Consider the following 17,419-nt stretch of genomic DNA (forward strand, 5'->3'; position numbering starts at 1 on the left):
ACAGACTGGATATTCAGTCTTTTTTCTTGGATGGCGAGTGTTTTAGACTTGAATTTCTTTAAACTACTTCAATAATAAATCGTTCGTTTCAGTGCAGATTAAGCCTTGTATCATTTCAGAAGTGATTTACATTCAAAATAAAAAGCCGTCCCAGAAATGAGACGGCTCAACAGAATGTTAATGACCTGATTTTATTTATTTTTTAATAATTTTCTGATGTATGGTTTCCTTATTGGTTTTGATCTGAACGAAGTAAATTCCGTTGATCAGTTCACTTACATCAACATTTTTAATATTTCCTTTTATAGATTTAATAATTTTACCTCCGTCATTAATAATGGTAATCCCTTCCACCGTATCTGAAGTTAAAACGGTGAAATAATTTTCAACAGGATTGGGATAAATGGCTAACTTATCCGATCCTTTGCTTTCTTTTGCGGCTAAAATGGCTGCCGAAACATATTCTGTTTTAATGTAGAATAAATTTGCCACACTCCCTTTGGTGATGGAATGTGAACCTGCCGGAATATTTGAAAGGGTAACCAGTCCTGAAGAAGCGGTATAAGAAACATTATCCACCTTAATTGTTCCGCTGAAAGAAGGATCAAACACAAGTGTAAGCGAAGACGGGGCAGAAGTTGTATATGTAATTGCCGTTGCAGATTCTATTTTTAATCTCTTCGTTAAAGTTAATCCGTTATACGTTGCAGAACCATCTGTAGAATTCATATTTGCAGATGTAAAGGTATAGAACGAACTCGTTAAATTGGATGTTGTGAAATTGTGAATTTCATTTCCCTGCGGATTGGTTCCTGTTGGCGTAATCGAAATGCTGCCTGTTCCTGAAACCGGAGTTCCTGCAGAACCGACTGTGGTTACCGTAAAATCCAGATCCGCAGTCGGTGTTCCGGAAACAGTAATTGTTTTTGCCGTAGTATTTTTAACAAAGCTGATTCCCGAAGCCGGAAGTCCCGTTACGGTAGCATCCGTTGCTGTTCCTCCCCATGTAAATACCATCGGAGCTATTGCGCTTCCCGAAGCTACGGTCTGATCATTATTGGAGGCAATCGTTAAAGTCTGTGAGCTTACCGGAGCGGCAGTTTCTCCCTGCACCGATACAAGCGAAGACGTATAATTTTGCAGCAAAGCCATCAATCCTGTGTTTACTGTATCGGAAGTATCATCAACCGCGTTATTGAAAGTCCAGTTAATATCTCCTCCGGAAACTCTTCCTGAATATTGCGTTACTTTATCCTTTGCCACGGCTGGAGCCTCCGGAACAAGAGTTTTAACGTACAGTGAGTTGTCGGTATCGAAATTATTATACGTTCCGTTTCCCTGTAACGCTTTAATAGCCGTTCCTAAAACTTCATTTCTCGAGGAAGCCACATAAGCATCAAAATGGCTTGCTGCTGTGGAAGAATTGTAAGGAATGAAAGCAGTCTGTCCCGTCATAAAATTATTAAAAGCTTTTACAACGCCTCCGTTTTCTCCTGAAAATGTTCCCACCGCTCCGTTGGCAACATCGGTTCCCTGCTTGGAGATCAGAATCGGATATTTGGCATTTCTGAAATAATTTCCTTCTGCAAAAACTGAAGAACCCAATGTAGAACCTATTCCGTATTTAGAATTTCCGTCATAATAATTGTTGTAAACATGCGCAGAATAATACCTCACTCTGGGATGTCTGGAATCTGAATGATCAAACCAGTTGTGGTGATAAGTAATATACAATCCCGAAGTTGTTCCTTCGCTTAAACCCAGAAGACAGCTCTTTCCGTTATCCCAGAAATGATTGTAGGAAAAAGTAATGTAGGTTGACTTTTTTGCATCCAGAGCACCGTCGCCTTTCACCTGATCTGCATCACTTCCCGGTTTCCCGTAGAAAAGATCGCAGTTATGCGCCCAGATATAACTATTGTCCTGCTGTAAACTCAGATTGTCTCCTTCCGCAGCATCAGTCAGCATAAAACCAAGATTCCGGACTTCAATATTGGTGGCATTTTTAATCCTGATTCCCCATCCGTTGATGAGAGCATCTGAACCGACTCCTTCCAGTGTGATGGAGCTTGCTGCAATATTTTTGTTTTCTACAACTGCATCTCCGTTTAGCAGATAACTGGGATCGGTGATGTTTCCTATAAATCTGATGGCGAGAGGACGTGTGTCATATCCCTTTTTAAAACCATCCAGAATCGTCTGCAAACCAACACATGGATTCGCTGTTGCTCCCGTTACATTAAGCGAAACTGTATTTTTATTATTTTGAGTTATATAAAGAACAACGGCATTGGCTTTTAAAGTTCCGTCCAGATTGTAAGCACCGGGAATTCTTCCGTTACTGTGTGCAAAGCCGTTTCTGTCATGAGGAAGAACGGTAACCGAACCCGAAACAGTGGCAGCTCCTTCAACATTATTCGTTACAGGAGCAACTTTTATGGTGTAGTTTCCGGGACTTAATCCTAAAATATCTGCACGGAAATAAGAACCGTAATTTCTGATTAACTGATTATCAATTATTTTGTTGGTAAAGCCGCCGCCTGTGTAATAGACTCTGTAACTGTTGGCTCCGTTTACGGGATTCCATTTTACATAAGCAGTTTCCAGCCATCCTCTTGCCTGCGTAATCGTAACCTGTGCATTCAGCAGAACAGAGCCCAGCACAAGAATAAAAAATGAAAAAAGTTTTTTCATGATTAATAAATTTTTAATGATTTTGGAATTAATTTAATAATGTGTAATCGATTACACGCAAATATATAGAAATATTTAAATTAAATCTTTTTGTTGTGAAATTTGTTTGAAAAAAGTTTTGAAACGCTTTATTATTAAGGGATTGCCGCAATATGTTGAAAATAACTTAATCGTATAACCCAAGAAAATTTCCTGATTTCGGATTGCCAATAAATTAATATAAACGCTGAAAAGTTATTTTGTTACAAAAAACTGAAAGGAGATTATTTAAATCTAGTCGAAGTTTTATGAAAAATTTCTGTATGAGGATAATCTTAAAAGATCAATCTGTTTAAAGTTTTTATTTAAGCGCAAAAGCGACCAATGATCAGATGAATTTTTATAAATTAATTAATGTGAGTTCAGTATGATAAGATTGAAAATGAAATGATCATTAAACTATTGTATCCGTGAGTTGCGTTAGTCTTTGATTCTATGTAAAGTTTTCAAATCAGAATCAACATCAGTTTTAGCTAAAGCCAATTGTCTTATTAATTTTAAATAGGCTAAAGTTCATTCCTATTAATGTTTTTGTAATGTTTTACATCGTACTCACGTTAAGTTTTGATTGCTTAAGGTAAAGAATTTTGCTTTTTTAAATCTGCAAATGTTCTAAAGATAGCGTTCCTACGGAACGCCAATCATCGCCCGAATATGATCTCCACACAGATAAAACTCCATAGAGTTTTCTTTAAATAGTCATCGACCATTCATATTTACTTCCTCCCAAAAACAAACCGGTCATTTTCCGATAAATCTTTGATTAAACAAGCCTCTTCAAAATCAACAATATATAAATCCAGTGTTTCTGGTCCTAATTTCTGGTTGATTTCTAAAAATAACAGTCCGTTTTTATTCAGGTATTTTTTAGCATCTTCAGCAATTTTTCTGTAAAAAATCAATGCATCGGAAGTAGGAGAGAAGAGTGCCATGGTCGGTTCAAAACCTTTTACGGAATGCTCTATTTCCTGTTCTTCATCGATTGCGATATAAGGCGGATTTGAAATGATAACATCAAAGCTTTCTTTTAAATCGAAATTCAGATAATTCGCATGGATGAATCTGACATCAAGCTGATGAAATGCTGCATTTTTTCTGGCAACTTCCAGTGCTTTTTCAGAAAAATCGATGGAAGTAACTTCTGCCTGCGGAAAATGTTTTTTTAAAACCAGCGGAATGATCCCACTTCCTGTTCCGATGTCCAGAATTTTTAAATTTTGAGCATCAAAAGCTGAACTTTTAATCTTTTTTATTGCCAATTCCAGCAGCTCTTCCGTTTCAGGACGGGGAATTAATACGTTTTCATTCACGAAAAATGTCATTCCGTAGAAATCTGTTTCACCTAGAATGTGCTGATAAGGTTTTGAAGTTTTTAGTTCGGAAATAACTTCAAGAAGCCTTTTTTCATCAGCTTTTAATAATTTCTGATCCGCAGATTTTCGCTGCTGAAATGTATCAAACCCAACAATTTTTTCGATGAATACTGAACTCAGAAATGCAGATTCCGAGTCTGTATATAAAGCGGAAAGTTCTGTTTTGAAGTAATTTTTTAGTTCTGAAATGGTCATTTTTTAGACAATTATTTTAAATGGCTGCTGCTTTTAATCTCAATTTTTTCGCCGTTTTCTTTTTCCAGAATATAATCTTCTTTGCTGAAATATGCCCATTGCAACAGCTCGCATTCCGTAAATTCTGATGCATTTTTACCATTGATCGATTTGATGTGATCTCCGATCTGTACGTTTTTTGCCGTAGAATTTTCGTTCATGTTTTTTGAAATTACAGTGAGCTTACCGTCGATGAAAAAAGCTTTGGCATCCATTTGTTTTTTAGGAAGCAATGGTTTTCCGGACTGTTTTAAGTAGAAAGCATTTTCGTTAAAATTCATGATTAAAACATCTGAATACTGGCTGAAAAAGGTAATTCCGATTTTGGATTCTTTTGCTTTATTGATGGTAACAGGCAATTGACGGATTACAGTCTGATCCAGTTTTATTTCATCAACAAAAAAGGTGCTGTAAGATTCGGGATTTCCCAGACCGCTTAGTCCCATATTTGTAGAAATGAATTCATCGGCTTGATTTTTAGATTTTTTTTCATCAAAAATAGTATTCATGATGTCTGTATCTTTAGAATTAATTTCCATTACACCTGAAAATCCGGTATCTAAAAGACAGTTCCTGAAGGTTTTGTTTCGGATGGTAAAATCGATCAAAGGTCTGTTGCTGTGATAGTAAACCGCCCATTTTTGGTAAGACTGATCCGTCGGAAATGGTTTTTCTGAAATATAAATCAGCTTTTTTGTAAAATCTATTTTCCAGTTGAATTTTTTGATGAAATCCTGTCCCAGAAGCAGCAGATTGGTGCAGTACAAGAAAGGCATATCAAACGTAACTCCTTTTAGGTTTTTTACTTCAAAATTTCCTATGGAAAGCGATTCTATTTTTGTGCTTTTAATCTTTATCTTTTTGTTGCTGGAATCGTTGATGGTTTTATTGGCATCCAGAATTTCTACTCCGGCAGTTTTATTATTGATAGAATTGGTTACGGAAACAGCCGCTCCCGTATCGAGCGCAAATTCTATTGTTTTTCCATTCACTTTTCCCGAAAATGTAAGCAGCTGCTTTTCCAGAGAAAAAGGAATTGAATTAATTTCTGACTGTTGAGAATAACAACAGATGATTGTTAAAAAGAGCGATGAGAGGAGAAAAATTTTTTTCATCATTTCAGTGTTTATCTTACAAAAACCAGTTTGTTTTCAGTCGATTTTTCTTCATTAATGAGATAGCCTTCATAATTGAAAGCTTTTACATCATCCAAAGTCTGTGCGTTCGTCTGTGCGCAAAATCTTGCAACCAGACCTCGTGCGTGTTTGGTGTAAACCACAATGGTTTTCAGTTTTCCTTCTTTTAATTCGTAAAAATCGAAATCGATAATTTGATGGTTGAGTTTTTTACGGTCGACTGCTTTAAAATATTCATTGCTTGCAAGATTCAGGAGGATTTCATTCTTTTTCATTTCAGAATTCAACTGTTCCGTTATCTTTTCTCTCCAGAATTCGTAAAGATTTTTATATTCATCAAATTCAAAAGGTCTTCCCATTTCCAGTCTGTAAAGCATCACTTTATCCGAAGGTTTCAGCAATCCGTATAGTCCGGAAAGGATTCTCTGGTTTTTCTGAAGATAATCTACTGCATCTTTGTCTAATGTTTTGGCATCCAAACCTCTGTAAACCTCTCCTGTAAAGGCAAATAGAGCAGGAGCAGATTCTTTTGCGGAAGGTTTTGCTTTCCATTTTTGGTTTCTTTCCCAGTTTTCGTCTGCTAATTTGGCAGAAATTTCCATCAGTTCAGAAAGATATTTCGGCGATTTTTGTTTTAGATAAGAGTGTATAAATTCTGACTGTTCAATGAATTTAGGCGTAGTGGCTTTCAACAGGTCAGTTGAATTTTCCACATTCATTAATTTGGCAGGGGATGTTACTATTTTCATAATGTTAAAAGACAGATAAATGTTTAAAATTGATAAAATTCATGATCATCAGCGATACAAAATCGTACATAAAATGACACATGATTAAAATCTTAATGTTGGAATATTTTTTATAAAACATTGCAAAAACAACTCCGATGAAGAAAGGAATGATTACCTGACTTATCGTGCCATAGGTCATATGAAGAATTCCGAAAAGAAAAGCGGAAACTGCAATGCCTGCGTATTGATTTTTATAAATCTTTTCAATTCTCGGCTGCATATAACCGCGCATAAGAAATTCTTCCACAACTCCCGCCGTTAAGCAGGTAAAGACGATCAATGGATAATTGTTTTTAAAAACAAAAGAAAGCTGCGCAATTTTATCACCTGAGTTTTCGTGGGTGATGATTTTGATGAAAAGATTTAAAAAAGCGCCACCAACGGCACAAATTAAATAAAGACGGAGTATTTTTTTCAGATAAAATAGGAAAGAATAGTTTTTGTCTTTCCACAGCAGAAAAGATTGTTTTTCGATCAGGAAACTGTACAGAAAAGTAATTGCCAAAACCATCCAGAGTACCATTCTGGAATACAAAAATGAAGTCGCAGTAAAGTTTTTTTCTCCTGTTATCATTGAAATAAGATGAAAAATATACAGCATTACCGCGGCGAGCAAAACAAATGTAAGAAGAATTCCTAAGGAATATTTTCCGTTCAGACTCATACTAAAAACCTTCAGTCATCATTTAACGTCTACTTTTTATGTTAAATATCTCCTTTTCCCTGACGGATAATTTCAGGTTCTCCCGAAGTAAGGTCTACAATTGTGGAAGCCATATTATCTCCATAACCGGAATCTATCACTATATCAACTAAATGATCGTATTTTTCGGCAATTAGTTCCGGATCGGTAGAATATTCGATGATTTCATCGTCATCTTTTATGGAAGTGGAAGCTATGGGATGTCCCAGTTTTTCAACAATTAATTGTGGAATCGGATGATCAGGAACACGGATTCCGATGGTTTTATGTCCTTTGTAAGCGAGCGGCAGACTTTTATTAGCTTCAAGAATAAAGGTAAAAGGTCCCGGAAGATGGCTTTTCAGAAATCTGAAAGTTGACGTATCTATCGGTCTTGTAAAATCTGAAAGATGGCTTAAATCATTACAAATAATGGAGAATTTTGACTTTTCGAGCTTTATTTTTTTGATCTGGGCAAGCTTTTCCATGGCTTTTATGTCGAAAATATTACAGCCTAACGCATAGACCGTATCGGATGGATAAATAATTAATCCACCATTGTTTAAAGTTTTAATAACCTCATTAATAAGGTTTTCCTGAGGGTTATCCGGATAAATTTTCAGTATTTTTGCCATACCTCAAAGATACGAATATTAAAATAGTTTTCATGAAAGTCCTTTATTTAAAAGAAAAATTAGGAGTTTTAAAAATAATTCGTATATTTGCAGTCCAATATCGCGGGATGGAGCAGTAGGTAGCTCGTCGGGCTCATAACCCGAAGGTCATCGGTTCGAGTCCGGTTCCCGCTACTAAGTAAACGTTTGTCGGTAACGTTTTTAAAATATACCGCGGGATGGAGCAGTAGGTAGCTCGTCGGGCTCATAACCCGAAGGTCATCGGTTCGAGTCCGGTTCCCGCTACTAAGAAAGTGTTTCGGTAACACTCTAAAAATACACCGCGGGGTGGAGCAGTAGGTAGCTCGTCGGGCTCATAACCCGAAGGTCGCACGTTCGAGTCGTGTCCCCGCTACTAAGATAACGCTTCGGTAGCGTTCAGAAAATATACCGCGGGATGGAGCAGTAGGTAGCTCGTCGGGCTCATAACCCGAAGGTCATCGGTTCGAGTCCGGTTCCCGCTACTATTTCAAAAGAGTATTGCAGATTTTTGCGATACTCTTTTTCATTTATGTGAGCCGGCAAATGCTTTTGTGGCTTAATTTGTGCAGGTATTGTGATACACTTAAATCATTATATTATGTATAAAAAAATTCTCGCAGGTTTGGGCGGAGCAATCGCATTGAACCTTCTGCACGAAACCATCAGGAAAAATTTTGATAATGTCCCAGAAATTAATAAAGTGGGAGAAGAAGCTTTAAATAAAACTTTGGTGAAAGCTGATGCAGAAATTACAGATCATGATAAGCTGTATGCTGCAACCTTAGCCGGAGATATTATCGGCAACGGAATGTATTATGCAACCACTGCTACTACAGGGTTTAATATCGCTTCAGGATTGGCAATGGGAATCGTAGCCATTACGCTTCCGCAAAAGATGGGTCTGGATGAAAATCCTGTAGCTGAAAATACTCAAAAGAAAGTAATGACGGTGGCTTATTATCTTTTCGGAGCTATTGTTACTAAATTTATTTACGATAAAATAAAATAATCTACTATAAAAATTTTAAGGCGGTTTCAAAGTTAAGGCAATACTATACTTTTGAAACCGCTTATTTTTTTACATTTTTTTCAGGGAAGAAGCTTTGTGTACGGCTGATTTTCCTGTTTTTTCGCTCATGACTTCATATTGTGGCTCATCCTCTGTCGCTCTTCTCTGCTTATCCATGAATACAAAGTCTTTTTTATGAATTTTTGTAATCTTTCCGTGAGTTTCTCCGTTGCTGGAATTCCATCTCACCATGTCTCCTTTTTTTAATGTGCTCATTTTTGTTTGGATTTGGTTGTGATGTACAATTCACTTATTATGCCATATTTTAAAGTTTATACGAAAGATTTGGCTGCGATTATTTAAAACATATAAGTCACATAAGTTTTGTGAGTTATTTTAAAATAAAGATCACATAAGAGAAAATCAAAGATTTTCAAAACTAATGTGTTCTTCTATGCTGATGCCGATCAAATAAAACTAATGTGACTTATGTGTTAAATTAAAATATCTCAAATTTTAAAATGAATAAAAGTCAGAGCTTTCAAAACTAATATGTTCTTGTATGCTGAATGCCAATCAAATAAAAACCCATGTGATTTATTTAAATTAAAATTTACCTCCGAACCTAAAACTTTGGATTGTAGATTTATAAATAAAAAATCCCGCTTAAAAAAGCAGGATCTCGTATCATTTAATTAAAAAAAATAAATTATTGCGCTAGCTGATTGAAAGGCTTAAGAGCATTATCATCAGCCATTGTCTGCCCGATAAAATCTTTCTTCTGATTTCCTTGCATTCTGTTAGCTGCATCATTCCCGTTAAAGAAAGACTCGCTTAGTTTTGTGGTGATTTCAGAAGGGTTAAATTCAAATTTTGTATCACCGTCCACTCCAAGATATCCGTTCTTTCTTGTAAGATTAGTGATGTAGTTGTTGTAGTTAATTAAAGTGCCTCTGAACATATTATTGTGGTATTCCATGCATTTCTTCGCTTTTTTGGAAGAATTGTTCAGAATGCAGTTGTTCATATTTCCTCTGTACAGTTTCCATTCAAGCTCTACCTTTCCGTATTCTTTTGCCAGAGCGGTTTTGCCGTTAGAAAGAATGTTCGGATTGTTTTCTTTTTCACTGACCTCTTTTAAATGTTTAATAACTAAAGGAACTGTATTTTCGATTTTGTTTTTAGCTTCGCCTACTGCGCTGAAATCTGCTGCCGGAGAACCTTTCTTTTGAGCGGTAGTAATGTTAAAAATAAGTAATAATAGTACAATTAATAAATTATATCTTTTCATGAGAAATTTTTAAAGCACTAAAATAAATATAATTTCTCAGTTTAAACAAATACATTTTAAATTTATTTAATAAAAATTAACAATTTTATAACGTAAGTGGTTCATTATTGTTAAAATGATGTTTTTAAACTTTTTATGAAAGTCATTTTTTACAATGATTCCCCCAAATTCTTATATATTTTTAATATCTTTAAGGGAACAACACACGATACTAAAATCACATTTTAAGGCTATGAATCATAAGATTATTGCTTTTACTTTATTATGTACCACAAAATTATTCTGCCAGCAGCTTACTTTGCAGCAATGCATAGAAAAAGGAAAACAGAATAATGTCGCTGTAAAACTGGCAGAACAGTCTTTGGAAACAAGGCAGAAAATAGCACAGTCGAGCAAAAACAATATTCTTCCCAAAGTCGATTTTCTTGGCGGATATAACTACATCGGAGAACCCATCAGAGTAAATCTTCAGCAGGTAAAAGACGGAATTGTAGAAGGTTCAGCCAGTCAGAGTGCCTATTCTGCCAATGCGGCTTATCAGCAGATCACAGGAAATCCGCTTCCGCAGCAGGTTCAGAATGTTATTTATCAGACTTCAAAAGATATCATCAGTGCGGTTTATCCCAATTACAATCCGGCTATTGCCAAACAGAGTTATTTTCTTGCCGGAATACTTGTAAGACAGCCGATTTATCTCGGAGGAAAACTGAATGCTTCGAGAGAACTTTCGAAACAGCAGGTGGAAAGCGGAAAAGCCAATCTGGAATCTATTCAGAATCTTAATTCTTACAATATTTCGCTGAACTATATTCAGATCATGTATCTTAATTCCATGATCAAAAAGCAGGAGAAAATGGCAGAAGCTCTTGAAAGCAATGAAAAGTATGCGCAGAATCTTCTTAAAGCAGAGATCATCCCGCCTTATCTTAAAAACTGGTCAGATATTGCCAAAATTCAGGGCGAAACTACTCTTAAAAATTTACGGCTTGAAAAGGAAAATACGTTACTGACTTTAAAAGATCTTATGGGAATTCCTCTTGATGAATCTTTGGAAATTAACGAAGAATTAAATGAAAATATAGAAGTGACCAGTTTTGGTTCCTCAGATAAAAATACCGATCTGAAATTATTGCAGAGTAAGAAAAAAGAAGCACAAACCACGAACGATATTACGAAATCTCTGTCTAAACCCAATATTTTTGCCATCGGAAATTACCAGTTTTTCAGAAATGATCTTCCTTTAATCACGCCGCCGTGGTTGGTGGGCGTAGAAGTTCAGTGGACTCTTTTTGATCCTGAAAGAAGATCCAGAAATCAGGCTTCTGAATCTTTGGTAAAAGAGGCAGATCTGTTAATAGATCAGAAACAGAAATCGGTGGATCTCGCCGTCAGAATTTCTGAAAACAAGCTCATCAGCTTCAAAGAGCAGAAAGAAACATTGGATCTTGCGAGAAAACAGGCATATACCACTACAGAAATGGTGAAAAAAAGAATGGAAAACAGCCTTTCTTCCGTGAAAGATGTAAACGATGCACTGCAGCTTCAGTATGAGGCAGAGAAATTGTATTACACGTCTTTGGTTGCTTATCAGACGGTGGTAGCAACCTATTTTTATATTACAGGAAACGTCGAAAATATTACCAATTACATTCCTTAAACAAGATGAAAAATTTTATAAAAAATTACTGGGCAGTATGTATTCCAATTGTTGTATTGGTCATCGCGCTGATTTATCTTCTTCAGAACAAATCTTCCGAAAGCAGCAGCAAAGATGCGGTTATAGGAATGGTAGACGCTGAATTTGTGGACGTTTCGGCTTCACTTCCGGGTAGAGTTTTGGAGCTTTTGGTAAAGGAAGGCGATGATGTAAAGGAAGGACAGATTATTGCCCAGATGAAAACCTCCGAGATCGAAAGCATACAGTCTCAGGTTTCAGAAGCGGTGAAAATTGCACAGAATCAACTGGATAAAGTGAATCGTGGAGTAGAACCGGAAGTATTGAAATCAGCCGAGAATTTACAGCAGATTGCACAACAGCAGATGGATCTGATGTCTAAAACGTACAGCCGTTTTCAGAATTTATATGCTGAAGGAGTAGTTTCCGGACAGGAACGCGACGTTATTTATTTCAAATACAAAGCAGCCCAGAAAGAACTGGAAACCGCCAATCTGAATGTTCAGCTTTTGAAAAGAGGAAACAATGAAGAGCTTAAAAACTCGGCACAGTCGGTTTTAAATCAGGCAAAAAGCGCGGATGAACTTACGCAGGAGATCAAAGACAATGCTTCTATAAAAGCACCCGCTTCCGGAATAATTTCTACGGTAATTGCCAAAAAAGGAGAAATGGTAAATGCGGGGTATCCGATGATGACGATTCAGAAAGATCAGTCTTTTTTCGTGAAATTTAATCTTCGCCAGAATCAGATGACGAAAATAAATAAAGGAAGTCTGGTAACCATGAAAATTCCCGGCTGTACGCCTGAAAAAGTTCAGGGAAGAGTGGCAGAACTGGCTCCGGCTTTAGGCTACGCAGACTGGGTTCCGGAAAAGCAGAACGGAGAATTTGAACTCAGAACGTTTCAGATCAAAGTAAGACCGGAAAACGCAGGTTCCATTAAAGGACTTCGTTCAGGAATGACGGCACAGCTTATTTTTCAATAATTTAATTCACAAGAAGAACCTTGAAAACAATCAGCCAGATTATCATTCGGGAATGGAAACGGATTTTTTCGATTCCGAATTTTTATGTGGTTTTACTGGTCATTCCGCCCATAATATTTCTTTTTTACGGATTAATTTACCAGAAGCAGTTTGCAAAAGAACTTCCGATGGCAGTTTGGGATGAAGACCAGTCTTCTGTTTCCAGACAGCTTTCGGATATGATGGATCACAGCGATCTAATTCATATTACAGAAAAGGTTTCCAGCAATGCGGAAATAGAAAAATTAATGAAAGAGGGAAAGATTTTCGGAGCTGTACATTTTCCTAAAAATCTGGAGTCGGATGTTAAAAAAAATCATCAGTCAAACATTACTTTGTATACCAACGGAGCGTATCTGGTTCCTGCAAAAATGATTTATAAAGGAGCCGCAGAAGTCATTATAAAAGGCGGTCTTGCCGTAGTTCTCCAGAAAGCAGAAAAGCAGGGAATGCCTGCTGAACAGGCAACAGCTTTGGTTCAGCCGATAAAACTGAATACCACAACACTTTATAATCCGGATTTTAATTATCAGATGTATTTAACACCCGGACTGATTACGGTTGGGCTTCAAATGGCTTTGGTCGTGGCTTCTGTTTTAATTTTAAATCTTGAATTTAAACGAAATACGATTGATGAGCTGTTAAAAATTTCCGCTTCTTCCTCACAGATCGTAGTCGGAAAAACACTTGCTCATCTTTGCATTTCATGGATTCTTTTTGTATTGGTTGCTTACATTGTATTTCCAGTTTTTGAACTAGGAAAACCGCAGACCGATTTCAATTTTTTCCTGATCTATACTTTAATGTCTTTAGCCTGCATCGGCATCGGAATGATGCTTTCTGCAATATCCAATAATCTGCTTTTCGTAACCGATGTGGCTTTGTTCTTTACTTCTCCGGCTTTTGTTTTCAGCGGTTTTACATTTCCGCGATGGGCGATGCCTTGGTACGATCAGTTTTATGCAGACATTATGCCTTACACACACTTTCTGGATGGTTTTATTAAGCTTTATTTCATGGAACTTCCTTTATCGTATGCCATGCCTGAGATTTTTAAACTGCTGATTTTTACCGGAGTAACATTTCCTTTAAGCATTGTGTTTTTTCAGAGAAAAATTAATAACTATCTTAAAGAAAAGAGCATATGAAGGAGATTATTGAGATATTTAAAAGAGAGCTTCGGAATGTTTCGAAAGATTCGAGTCTGTTTCTGATTTTGCTTCTCGCTCCGATTCTGTACGCATTCATGTATGGAAGTATTTATTTAAACAAAGGTGAAGAAAAGGTAAAACTGGCGTTAATTGATGATGACGGAACTGCCATTTCCAGAACATTGACGCAGCAGTTCAATTCCACTTCTATGATTGAAATTGTTCCGGCTTCAAATATTGCGGAAGGACAGGAAAAAATGTATCGGGGTGAAGTTCAGGGATATTTTTATATTCAGTCTGGATTCGAGAGAAATATTTTATCGCAGAAACAGGCAAATGTGAATATGGTTCTCAATGCTTCCCGTTTTTTACCTTCCAGCGATTTACTCAGCACTGCGACCAAAGTATGTTTAACGGTTGGAGCAGGAGTGAGGAAAACGTACTTTAACAAACAGGGAATGGGAGAAGACGAATCCATGAAAATGACCAATCCCATCAATATGGATTACCGTCCGCTTTACAATGCGAGTATGACGTATGGAGGATTCCTGTTGCCCGGTTTATTGGCGATTATTCTTCAGCAGACACTTCTGATTGGCGTTGCGGCGGCTTTTACTTCAGAAAGGGAAGAAAATAAACTGCTGAATCTTTATGAAATTTCAAAACAGAGCATTTCTAAAATCATTTTTGGCAAAAGCATCCTTTACTTTTTTGCTTTTATGATTTTCGGATTGTTTTTCGCTGTAGTGAATTTCTCTGTTTTCGGAGTTGAAATTCGCGGAAACGCCATTGATCTTGCGGTAATTTTTGCGTTATTTATTTCTACAATTATCGTTTTCGGAATGCTGATCGGAAGCTTTTTTAAGACCAAACTATTTGCATTTCAGGTTCTTGTATTTTCCTCTTATCCGATATTTCTGATTACGGGATATTCAATGCCGTATCAGGCGCTGCCGAAATTTGTTCAGTTTTTGTCTGATGCTTTGCCCACGTCGCCGTTTTTAAAGACCTTTATTTCTATTGTACAATCCGGAGGTTCTCTGTCAGATAATCTTCCGTCGGTCATTCATCTTATTATTTTATGGATCATTTTTGAAGGTCTTCTGATTCTGAGAATAAAATATTTAGTCAGATCATCAGTACCAGAAAATAAAAGACAGGAGTGATCTTTATGATGGTCTGAGGATTTTTAAAACCAGGCAAATAATCCTTCCAAAATTTCTTTAACAAATTTTAGTAAAATTTATTTATTTGATTATCAAATAGTTGTGTGTTTTAATCTTTTATCACTAAAAAAATAGTTGTTTGGATGGATTTTATTTCTACATTTGTATAACTAATTTCTTAGTGATATAAAATTTTCGTGAATATTTTTATGTCACATTTAATGATAAAAATGAAAAGGATATGAAAATTCAGACTTTAACAAAAGCAGAAGAACAGGTGATGCAGTATTTATGGAAACTGGAAAAAGGATTTCTGAAAGACGTTCTTGATCTTTTCCCTGAACCGAAGCCTCACACCAATACCGTTTCTACCATTTTAAAAGTACTGAAAGAAAAAGAATTTGTAGACTATAATGTATACGGAAGACAGCATGAGTATTTTCCGTTGGTTTCCAAGGAGCAGTATTCCGGAAAAACCATTAAAAGTCTGGTGAAAAATTATTTCAAAGGATCTTACAAAAGTGCCGTTTCTTTTCTGGTCGAAAAAAATGAAATGACGGTGGAAGATCTTGAGATGTTATTAAACGAACTTAAAAAGAAAAACTAACCATGGAAACTGTACTTCTCTATTTCGGAAAAGTTATTTTATGTTCCGGTGTAACGTTTCTGTATTATCAGTTGTCTTTAAAAGACAAGACGTTTCATCACTACAACAGATTTTATCTTTTGTCTGCGATGCTCATTTCTTTATTGCTTCCTTTAATAAAGGTCGAAGACTTTACCATTGAAGTAAGCAATGACTTGTATAAGTTGATAGATCAGGTACAGAATTTTAATACAATTAAAAACTCAAACAATGATTACATTTATTTTAGAATTATTTTTTCGGCTTTGGGACTTGTTTCTTTCTATTTTTTAGGAAGATTCGTCTACGGGATTTTCAGAATCCAAAAGCTTAAAAGTCAGTTTCAGAAAGAAAGTTTCGACGGGATCAATTTTTACCATACAAACTTATCCGAAGCTCCTTTTTCTTACTTTAAAAATCTTTTCTGGAAGAATTCCATCACGCTGAATTCTGATCTCGGAAAACAGATTTTGAAGCACGAAATGGTGCATATTGAACAGAAACACTCCTTCGATAAAATTTTTATTGAGATTATTACCTCTGTTTTCTGGTTCAATCCTTTTTTTCATCTCATCAAAAAAGAAATTAGTTTAATTCACGAATATCTGGCTGATAAAAAAGCCGTAAAACAATCGGACACGAAAGCATTTGCGCAGATGCTTTTAGCAAGCCACTTTTCCGGAAACCAGTTGCCTGCAACCAGTCCGTTTCTTAGTTCAAATCTAAAAAAACGATTAAAAATGTTACAAAAACCTAAAACCAAATTCGGGTATGCGCGTAGAATTTTTGCATTGCCGGTAGTATTTTCTGTTGCGTTTGCTTATTTGGTAAATGCTAAAAACCAGGAAATTAAAGCAACGAATATAGAAATTGAGAAAGCGGTTTCTCAGATTAAAAAAGGAGATAAAATTGTTATTAAAAAAGATACGATTACTCCAGATTCAAAAGATCGAATTGTCGTAACACCAAAAGTGTATAAAAAATCGGAAGACGACAAAAAAATAGCAGATTTAAGCAAAAAGATTCAGGAAAAAAGCCAGAATCTGAAAAGTTTAAAACCTGAAAGTGACGAGTACAATAAAAACCTCGAAGAAATCGGAAAACTATCCGGAGAAATCGGAAAAATTGCAAGCTCAAAAGATTTTCTGAAATCGGCAATGGTGATCCGAATGGACGGAAAAGATGTTAATATCAACGATTATTTTAAATCCAAAGAATGGAAAGATCAAATGAAAGATCTGGAAGAACTTAATATTGAAATTCCTGATATTCCAGAAATGAGTTTTGAATTTTCCGATGCTCCTCCAAGTCCGCCCAATGCACCGAAAGCGCCAAACGCGCCAAAAGTAAAAGTATACTCTTTCCGTGATTCCAGAGATATGAAATGGTCGCCGGAATTTGAAAACAGCTTCAATTTTTCCGAACCAAAAGTAAAAGAATCTGCGGCAATGGCTAAAAAAAGAGCGAAACTTGAGAAAGAAAGAGCAAAGCTGGAAGAAAAAAGAGCCAAATTAGAGGGCGAAAGAGCTAAACTGGAAGCAGAACGAAGAGCATTGGACGGAAACAGAAAAGTATACATTTATGGCAATACTTTCAGAGGTTTCCCGGATGAAAAAGTGTTCAGAATCCATGCAGACAATATTAAAATCGATAATAAAAATCAATCTGTTGTTGCTTCGGGCATCAAAAATCTAAACGGAGCGGGAGATATGAAGATCTATATTAACGGAAAAGAATCTACCAATGAAGAAATGCAGGCTCTGGATTCTAAAACCATTAAAAGAATGGATGTAAACAAAAGAAACATAGACGGAAAAATGCAGGGCGAAATTCGAATTCAGACTAAATAATCAAGTTCTTAAACTCTGCTGA

15 protein-coding genes and 4 tRNA genes are annotated in these 17,419 nt (G+C 36.1%); 11 read left to right on the plus strand and 8 right to left on the minus strand.

What is annotated here, in order from left to right; all coding sequences use genetic code 11:
• Positions 1 to 195 precede the first annotated feature (195 nt).
• The 6 genes from WFH39_RS03045 to WFH39_RS03070 form a co-directional block, all read right to left on the minus strand.
• Positions 196 to 2,694 (minus strand): pectate lyase family protein, encoded by a 2,499-nt coding sequence (locus WFH39_RS03045; protein ID WP_336688766.1) that lies wholly within the window; start codon positions 2,692 to 2,694, stop codon positions 196 to 198.
• Positions 2,695 to 3,449: 755 nt separating this feature from the next.
• Positions 3,450 to 4,301, minus strand: coding sequence for a peptide chain release factor N(5)-glutamine methyltransferase (gene prmC, locus WFH39_RS03050; protein WP_336688767.1), 852 nt, complete (start codon positions 4,299 to 4,301; stop codon positions 3,450 to 3,452).
• 11 nt (positions 4,302 to 4,312) lie between these two features.
• Positions 4,313 to 5,455, minus strand: a complete 1,143-nt coding sequence (locus WFH39_RS03055; RefSeq protein ID WP_336688768.1) for a retropepsin-like aspartic protease — start codon at positions 5,453 to 5,455, stop codon at positions 4,313 to 4,315.
• Positions 5,456 to 5,466: 11 nt separating this feature from the next.
• Positions 5,467 to 6,225, minus strand: coding sequence for a peroxide stress protein YaaA (gene yaaA, locus WFH39_RS03060; RefSeq protein WP_336688769.1), 759 nt, complete (start codon positions 6,223 to 6,225; stop codon positions 5,467 to 5,469).
• A gap of 4 nt (positions 6,226 to 6,229) precedes the next feature.
• Complete coding sequence (locus tag WFH39_RS03065) at positions 6,230 to 6,931, minus strand: CPBP family intramembrane glutamic endopeptidase (RefSeq protein WP_336688770.1); 702 nt, start codon at positions 6,929 to 6,931, stop codon at positions 6,230 to 6,232.
• Positions 6,932 to 6,972: 41 nt separating this feature from the next.
• A complete protein-coding gene (locus WFH39_RS03070) occupies positions 6,973 to 7,584 on the minus strand; it encodes an L-threonylcarbamoyladenylate synthase (protein ID WP_214589979.1) in 612 nt (203 codons plus the stop codon).
• A 101-nt stretch (positions 7,585 to 7,685) separates the two neighbouring features.
• Between WFH39_RS03070 and WFH39_RS03075 the strand changes: the two genes are divergently transcribed.
• The 5 genes from WFH39_RS03075 to WFH39_RS03095 all read left to right on the plus strand — a co-directional run bounded on the left by WFH39_RS03075 (position 7,686) and on the right by WFH39_RS03095 (position 8,614).
• A tRNA-Met gene (locus WFH39_RS03075) sits at positions 7,686 to 7,758 on the plus strand.
• Positions 7,759 to 7,796: 38 nt separating this feature from the next.
• A tRNA-Met gene (locus tag WFH39_RS03080) sits at positions 7,797 to 7,869 on the plus strand.
• 36 nt (positions 7,870 to 7,905) lie between these two features.
• Positions 7,906 to 7,978, plus strand: a tRNA-Met gene (locus WFH39_RS03085).
• Positions 7,979 to 8,014: 36 nt separating this feature from the next.
• Positions 8,015 to 8,087 (plus strand) — tRNA-Met (locus WFH39_RS03090).
• Positions 8,088 to 8,203: 116 nt separating this feature from the next.
• On the plus strand, positions 8,204 to 8,614 hold the full coding sequence (locus WFH39_RS03095; protein ID WP_336688771.1) for a hypothetical protein: 411 nt from the start codon (positions 8,204 to 8,206) through the stop codon (positions 8,612 to 8,614).
• A gap of 69 nt (positions 8,615 to 8,683) precedes the next feature.
• Here the strand turns inward: WFH39_RS03095 and WFH39_RS03100 are convergent, their stop codons facing one another.
• Both WFH39_RS03100 and WFH39_RS03105 read right to left on the minus strand, forming a co-directional pair.
• Positions 8,684 to 8,890, minus strand: coding sequence for a DUF2945 domain-containing protein (locus WFH39_RS03100; protein ID WP_108409756.1), 207 nt, complete (start codon positions 8,888 to 8,890; stop codon positions 8,684 to 8,686).
• 433 nt (positions 8,891 to 9,323) lie between these two features.
• Positions 9,324 to 9,905 (minus strand): hypothetical protein, encoded by a 582-nt coding sequence (locus tag WFH39_RS03105; protein WP_336688772.1) that lies wholly within the window; start codon positions 9,903 to 9,905, stop codon positions 9,324 to 9,326.
• A 232-nt stretch (positions 9,906 to 10,137) separates the two neighbouring features.
• Here WFH39_RS03105 and WFH39_RS03110 point away from each other — a divergent pair, with 232 nt between their 5' ends.
• From WFH39_RS03110 to WFH39_RS03135, 6 genes are all read left to right on the plus strand, one after another.
• Positions 10,138 to 11,562 (plus strand): TolC family protein, encoded by a 1,425-nt coding sequence (locus tag WFH39_RS03110; RefSeq protein ID WP_336688773.1) that lies wholly within the window; start codon positions 10,138 to 10,140, stop codon positions 11,560 to 11,562.
• A 5-nt stretch (positions 11,563 to 11,567) separates the two neighbouring features.
• Positions 11,568 to 12,566, plus strand: a complete 999-nt coding sequence (locus WFH39_RS03115; RefSeq protein ID WP_087710540.1) for an HlyD family secretion protein — start codon at positions 11,568 to 11,570, stop codon at positions 12,564 to 12,566.
• Between the two features lie 20 nt (positions 12,567 to 12,586).
• Entirely contained in the window at positions 12,587 to 13,753 is a 1,167-nt protein-coding gene (locus WFH39_RS03120; RefSeq protein WP_336688774.1) for an ABC transporter permease, read from the plus strand.
• Entirely contained in the window at positions 13,750 to 14,922 is a 1,173-nt protein-coding gene (locus tag WFH39_RS03125; RefSeq protein ID WP_336688775.1) for an ABC transporter permease, read from the plus strand. Before WFH39_RS03120 ends, WFH39_RS03125 begins: the two co-directional genes overlap by 4 nt.
• A gap of 241 nt (positions 14,923 to 15,163) precedes the next feature.
• Entirely contained in the window at positions 15,164 to 15,529 is a 366-nt protein-coding gene (locus WFH39_RS03130) for a BlaI/MecI/CopY family transcriptional regulator (protein ID WP_076389915.1), read from the plus strand.
• 2 nt (positions 15,530 to 15,531) lie between these two features.
• A complete protein-coding gene (locus tag WFH39_RS03135; protein WP_336688776.1) occupies positions 15,532 to 17,397 on the plus strand; it encodes a M56 family metallopeptidase in 1,866 nt (621 codons plus the stop codon).
• The last annotated feature ends 22 nt before the right edge of the window (positions 17,398 to 17,419 follow it).

Origin of the sequence: Chryseobacterium sp. MMO-72, from assembly GCF_037146035.1 — a bacterium.
Classification (GTDB): domain Bacteria; phylum Bacteroidota; class Bacteroidia; order Flavobacteriales; family Weeksellaceae; genus Chryseobacterium; species Chryseobacterium indicum.

What these genes read in the sequence shown, in the direction of transcription:
- WFH39_RS03055 (WP_336688768.1), bottom strand. Translation starts at nt 5,455, where the DNA reads ATGAAAAAAATTTTTCTCCTCTCATCGCTCTTTTTAACAATCATCTGT.
- WFH39_RS03045 (WP_336688766.1), bottom strand. Translation starts at nt 2,694, where the DNA reads ATGAAAAAACTTTTTTCATTTTTTATTCTTGTGCTGGGCTCTGTTCTG.
- prmC (WP_336688767.1), bottom strand. Translation starts at nt 4,301, where the DNA reads ATGACCATTTCAGAACTAAAAAATTACTTCAAAACAGAACTTTCCGCT.
- WFH39_RS03100 (WP_108409756.1), bottom strand. Translation starts at nt 8,890, where the DNA reads ATGAGCACATTAAAAAAAGGAGACATGGTGAGATGGAATTCCAGCAAC.
- WFH39_RS03135 (WP_336688776.1), top strand. Translation starts at nt 15,532, where the DNA reads ATGGAAACTGTACTTCTCTATTTCGGAAAAGTTATTTTATGTTCCGGT.
- WFH39_RS03125 (WP_336688775.1), top strand. Translation starts at nt 13,750, where the DNA reads ATGAAGGAGATTATTGAGATATTTAAAAGAGAGCTTCGGAATGTTTCG.
- WFH39_RS03065 (WP_336688770.1), bottom strand. Translation starts at nt 6,931, where the DNA reads ATGAGTCTGAACGGAAAATATTCCTTAGGAATTCTTCTTACATTTGTT.
- WFH39_RS03115 (WP_087710540.1), top strand. Translation starts at nt 11,568, where the DNA reads ATGAAAAATTTTATAAAAAATTACTGGGCAGTATGTATTCCAATTGTT.
- yaaA (WP_336688769.1), bottom strand. Translation starts at nt 6,225, where the DNA reads ATGAAAATAGTAACATCCCCTGCCAAATTAATGAATGTGGAAAATTCA.
- WFH39_RS03130 (WP_076389915.1), top strand. Translation starts at nt 15,164, where the DNA reads ATGAAAATTCAGACTTTAACAAAAGCAGAAGAACAGGTGATGCAGTAT.
- WFH39_RS03095 (WP_336688771.1), top strand. Translation starts at nt 8,204, where the DNA reads ATGTATAAAAAAATTCTCGCAGGTTTGGGCGGAGCAATCGCATTGAAC.
- WFH39_RS03110 (WP_336688773.1), top strand. Translation starts at nt 10,138, where the DNA reads ATGAATCATAAGATTATTGCTTTTACTTTATTATGTACCACAAAATTA.
- WFH39_RS03070 (WP_214589979.1), bottom strand. Translation starts at nt 7,584, where the DNA reads ATGGCAAAAATACTGAAAATTTATCCGGATAACCCTCAGGAAAACCTT.
- WFH39_RS03105 (WP_336688772.1), bottom strand. Translation starts at nt 9,905, where the DNA reads ATGAAAAGATATAATTTATTAATTGTACTATTATTACTTATTTTTAAC.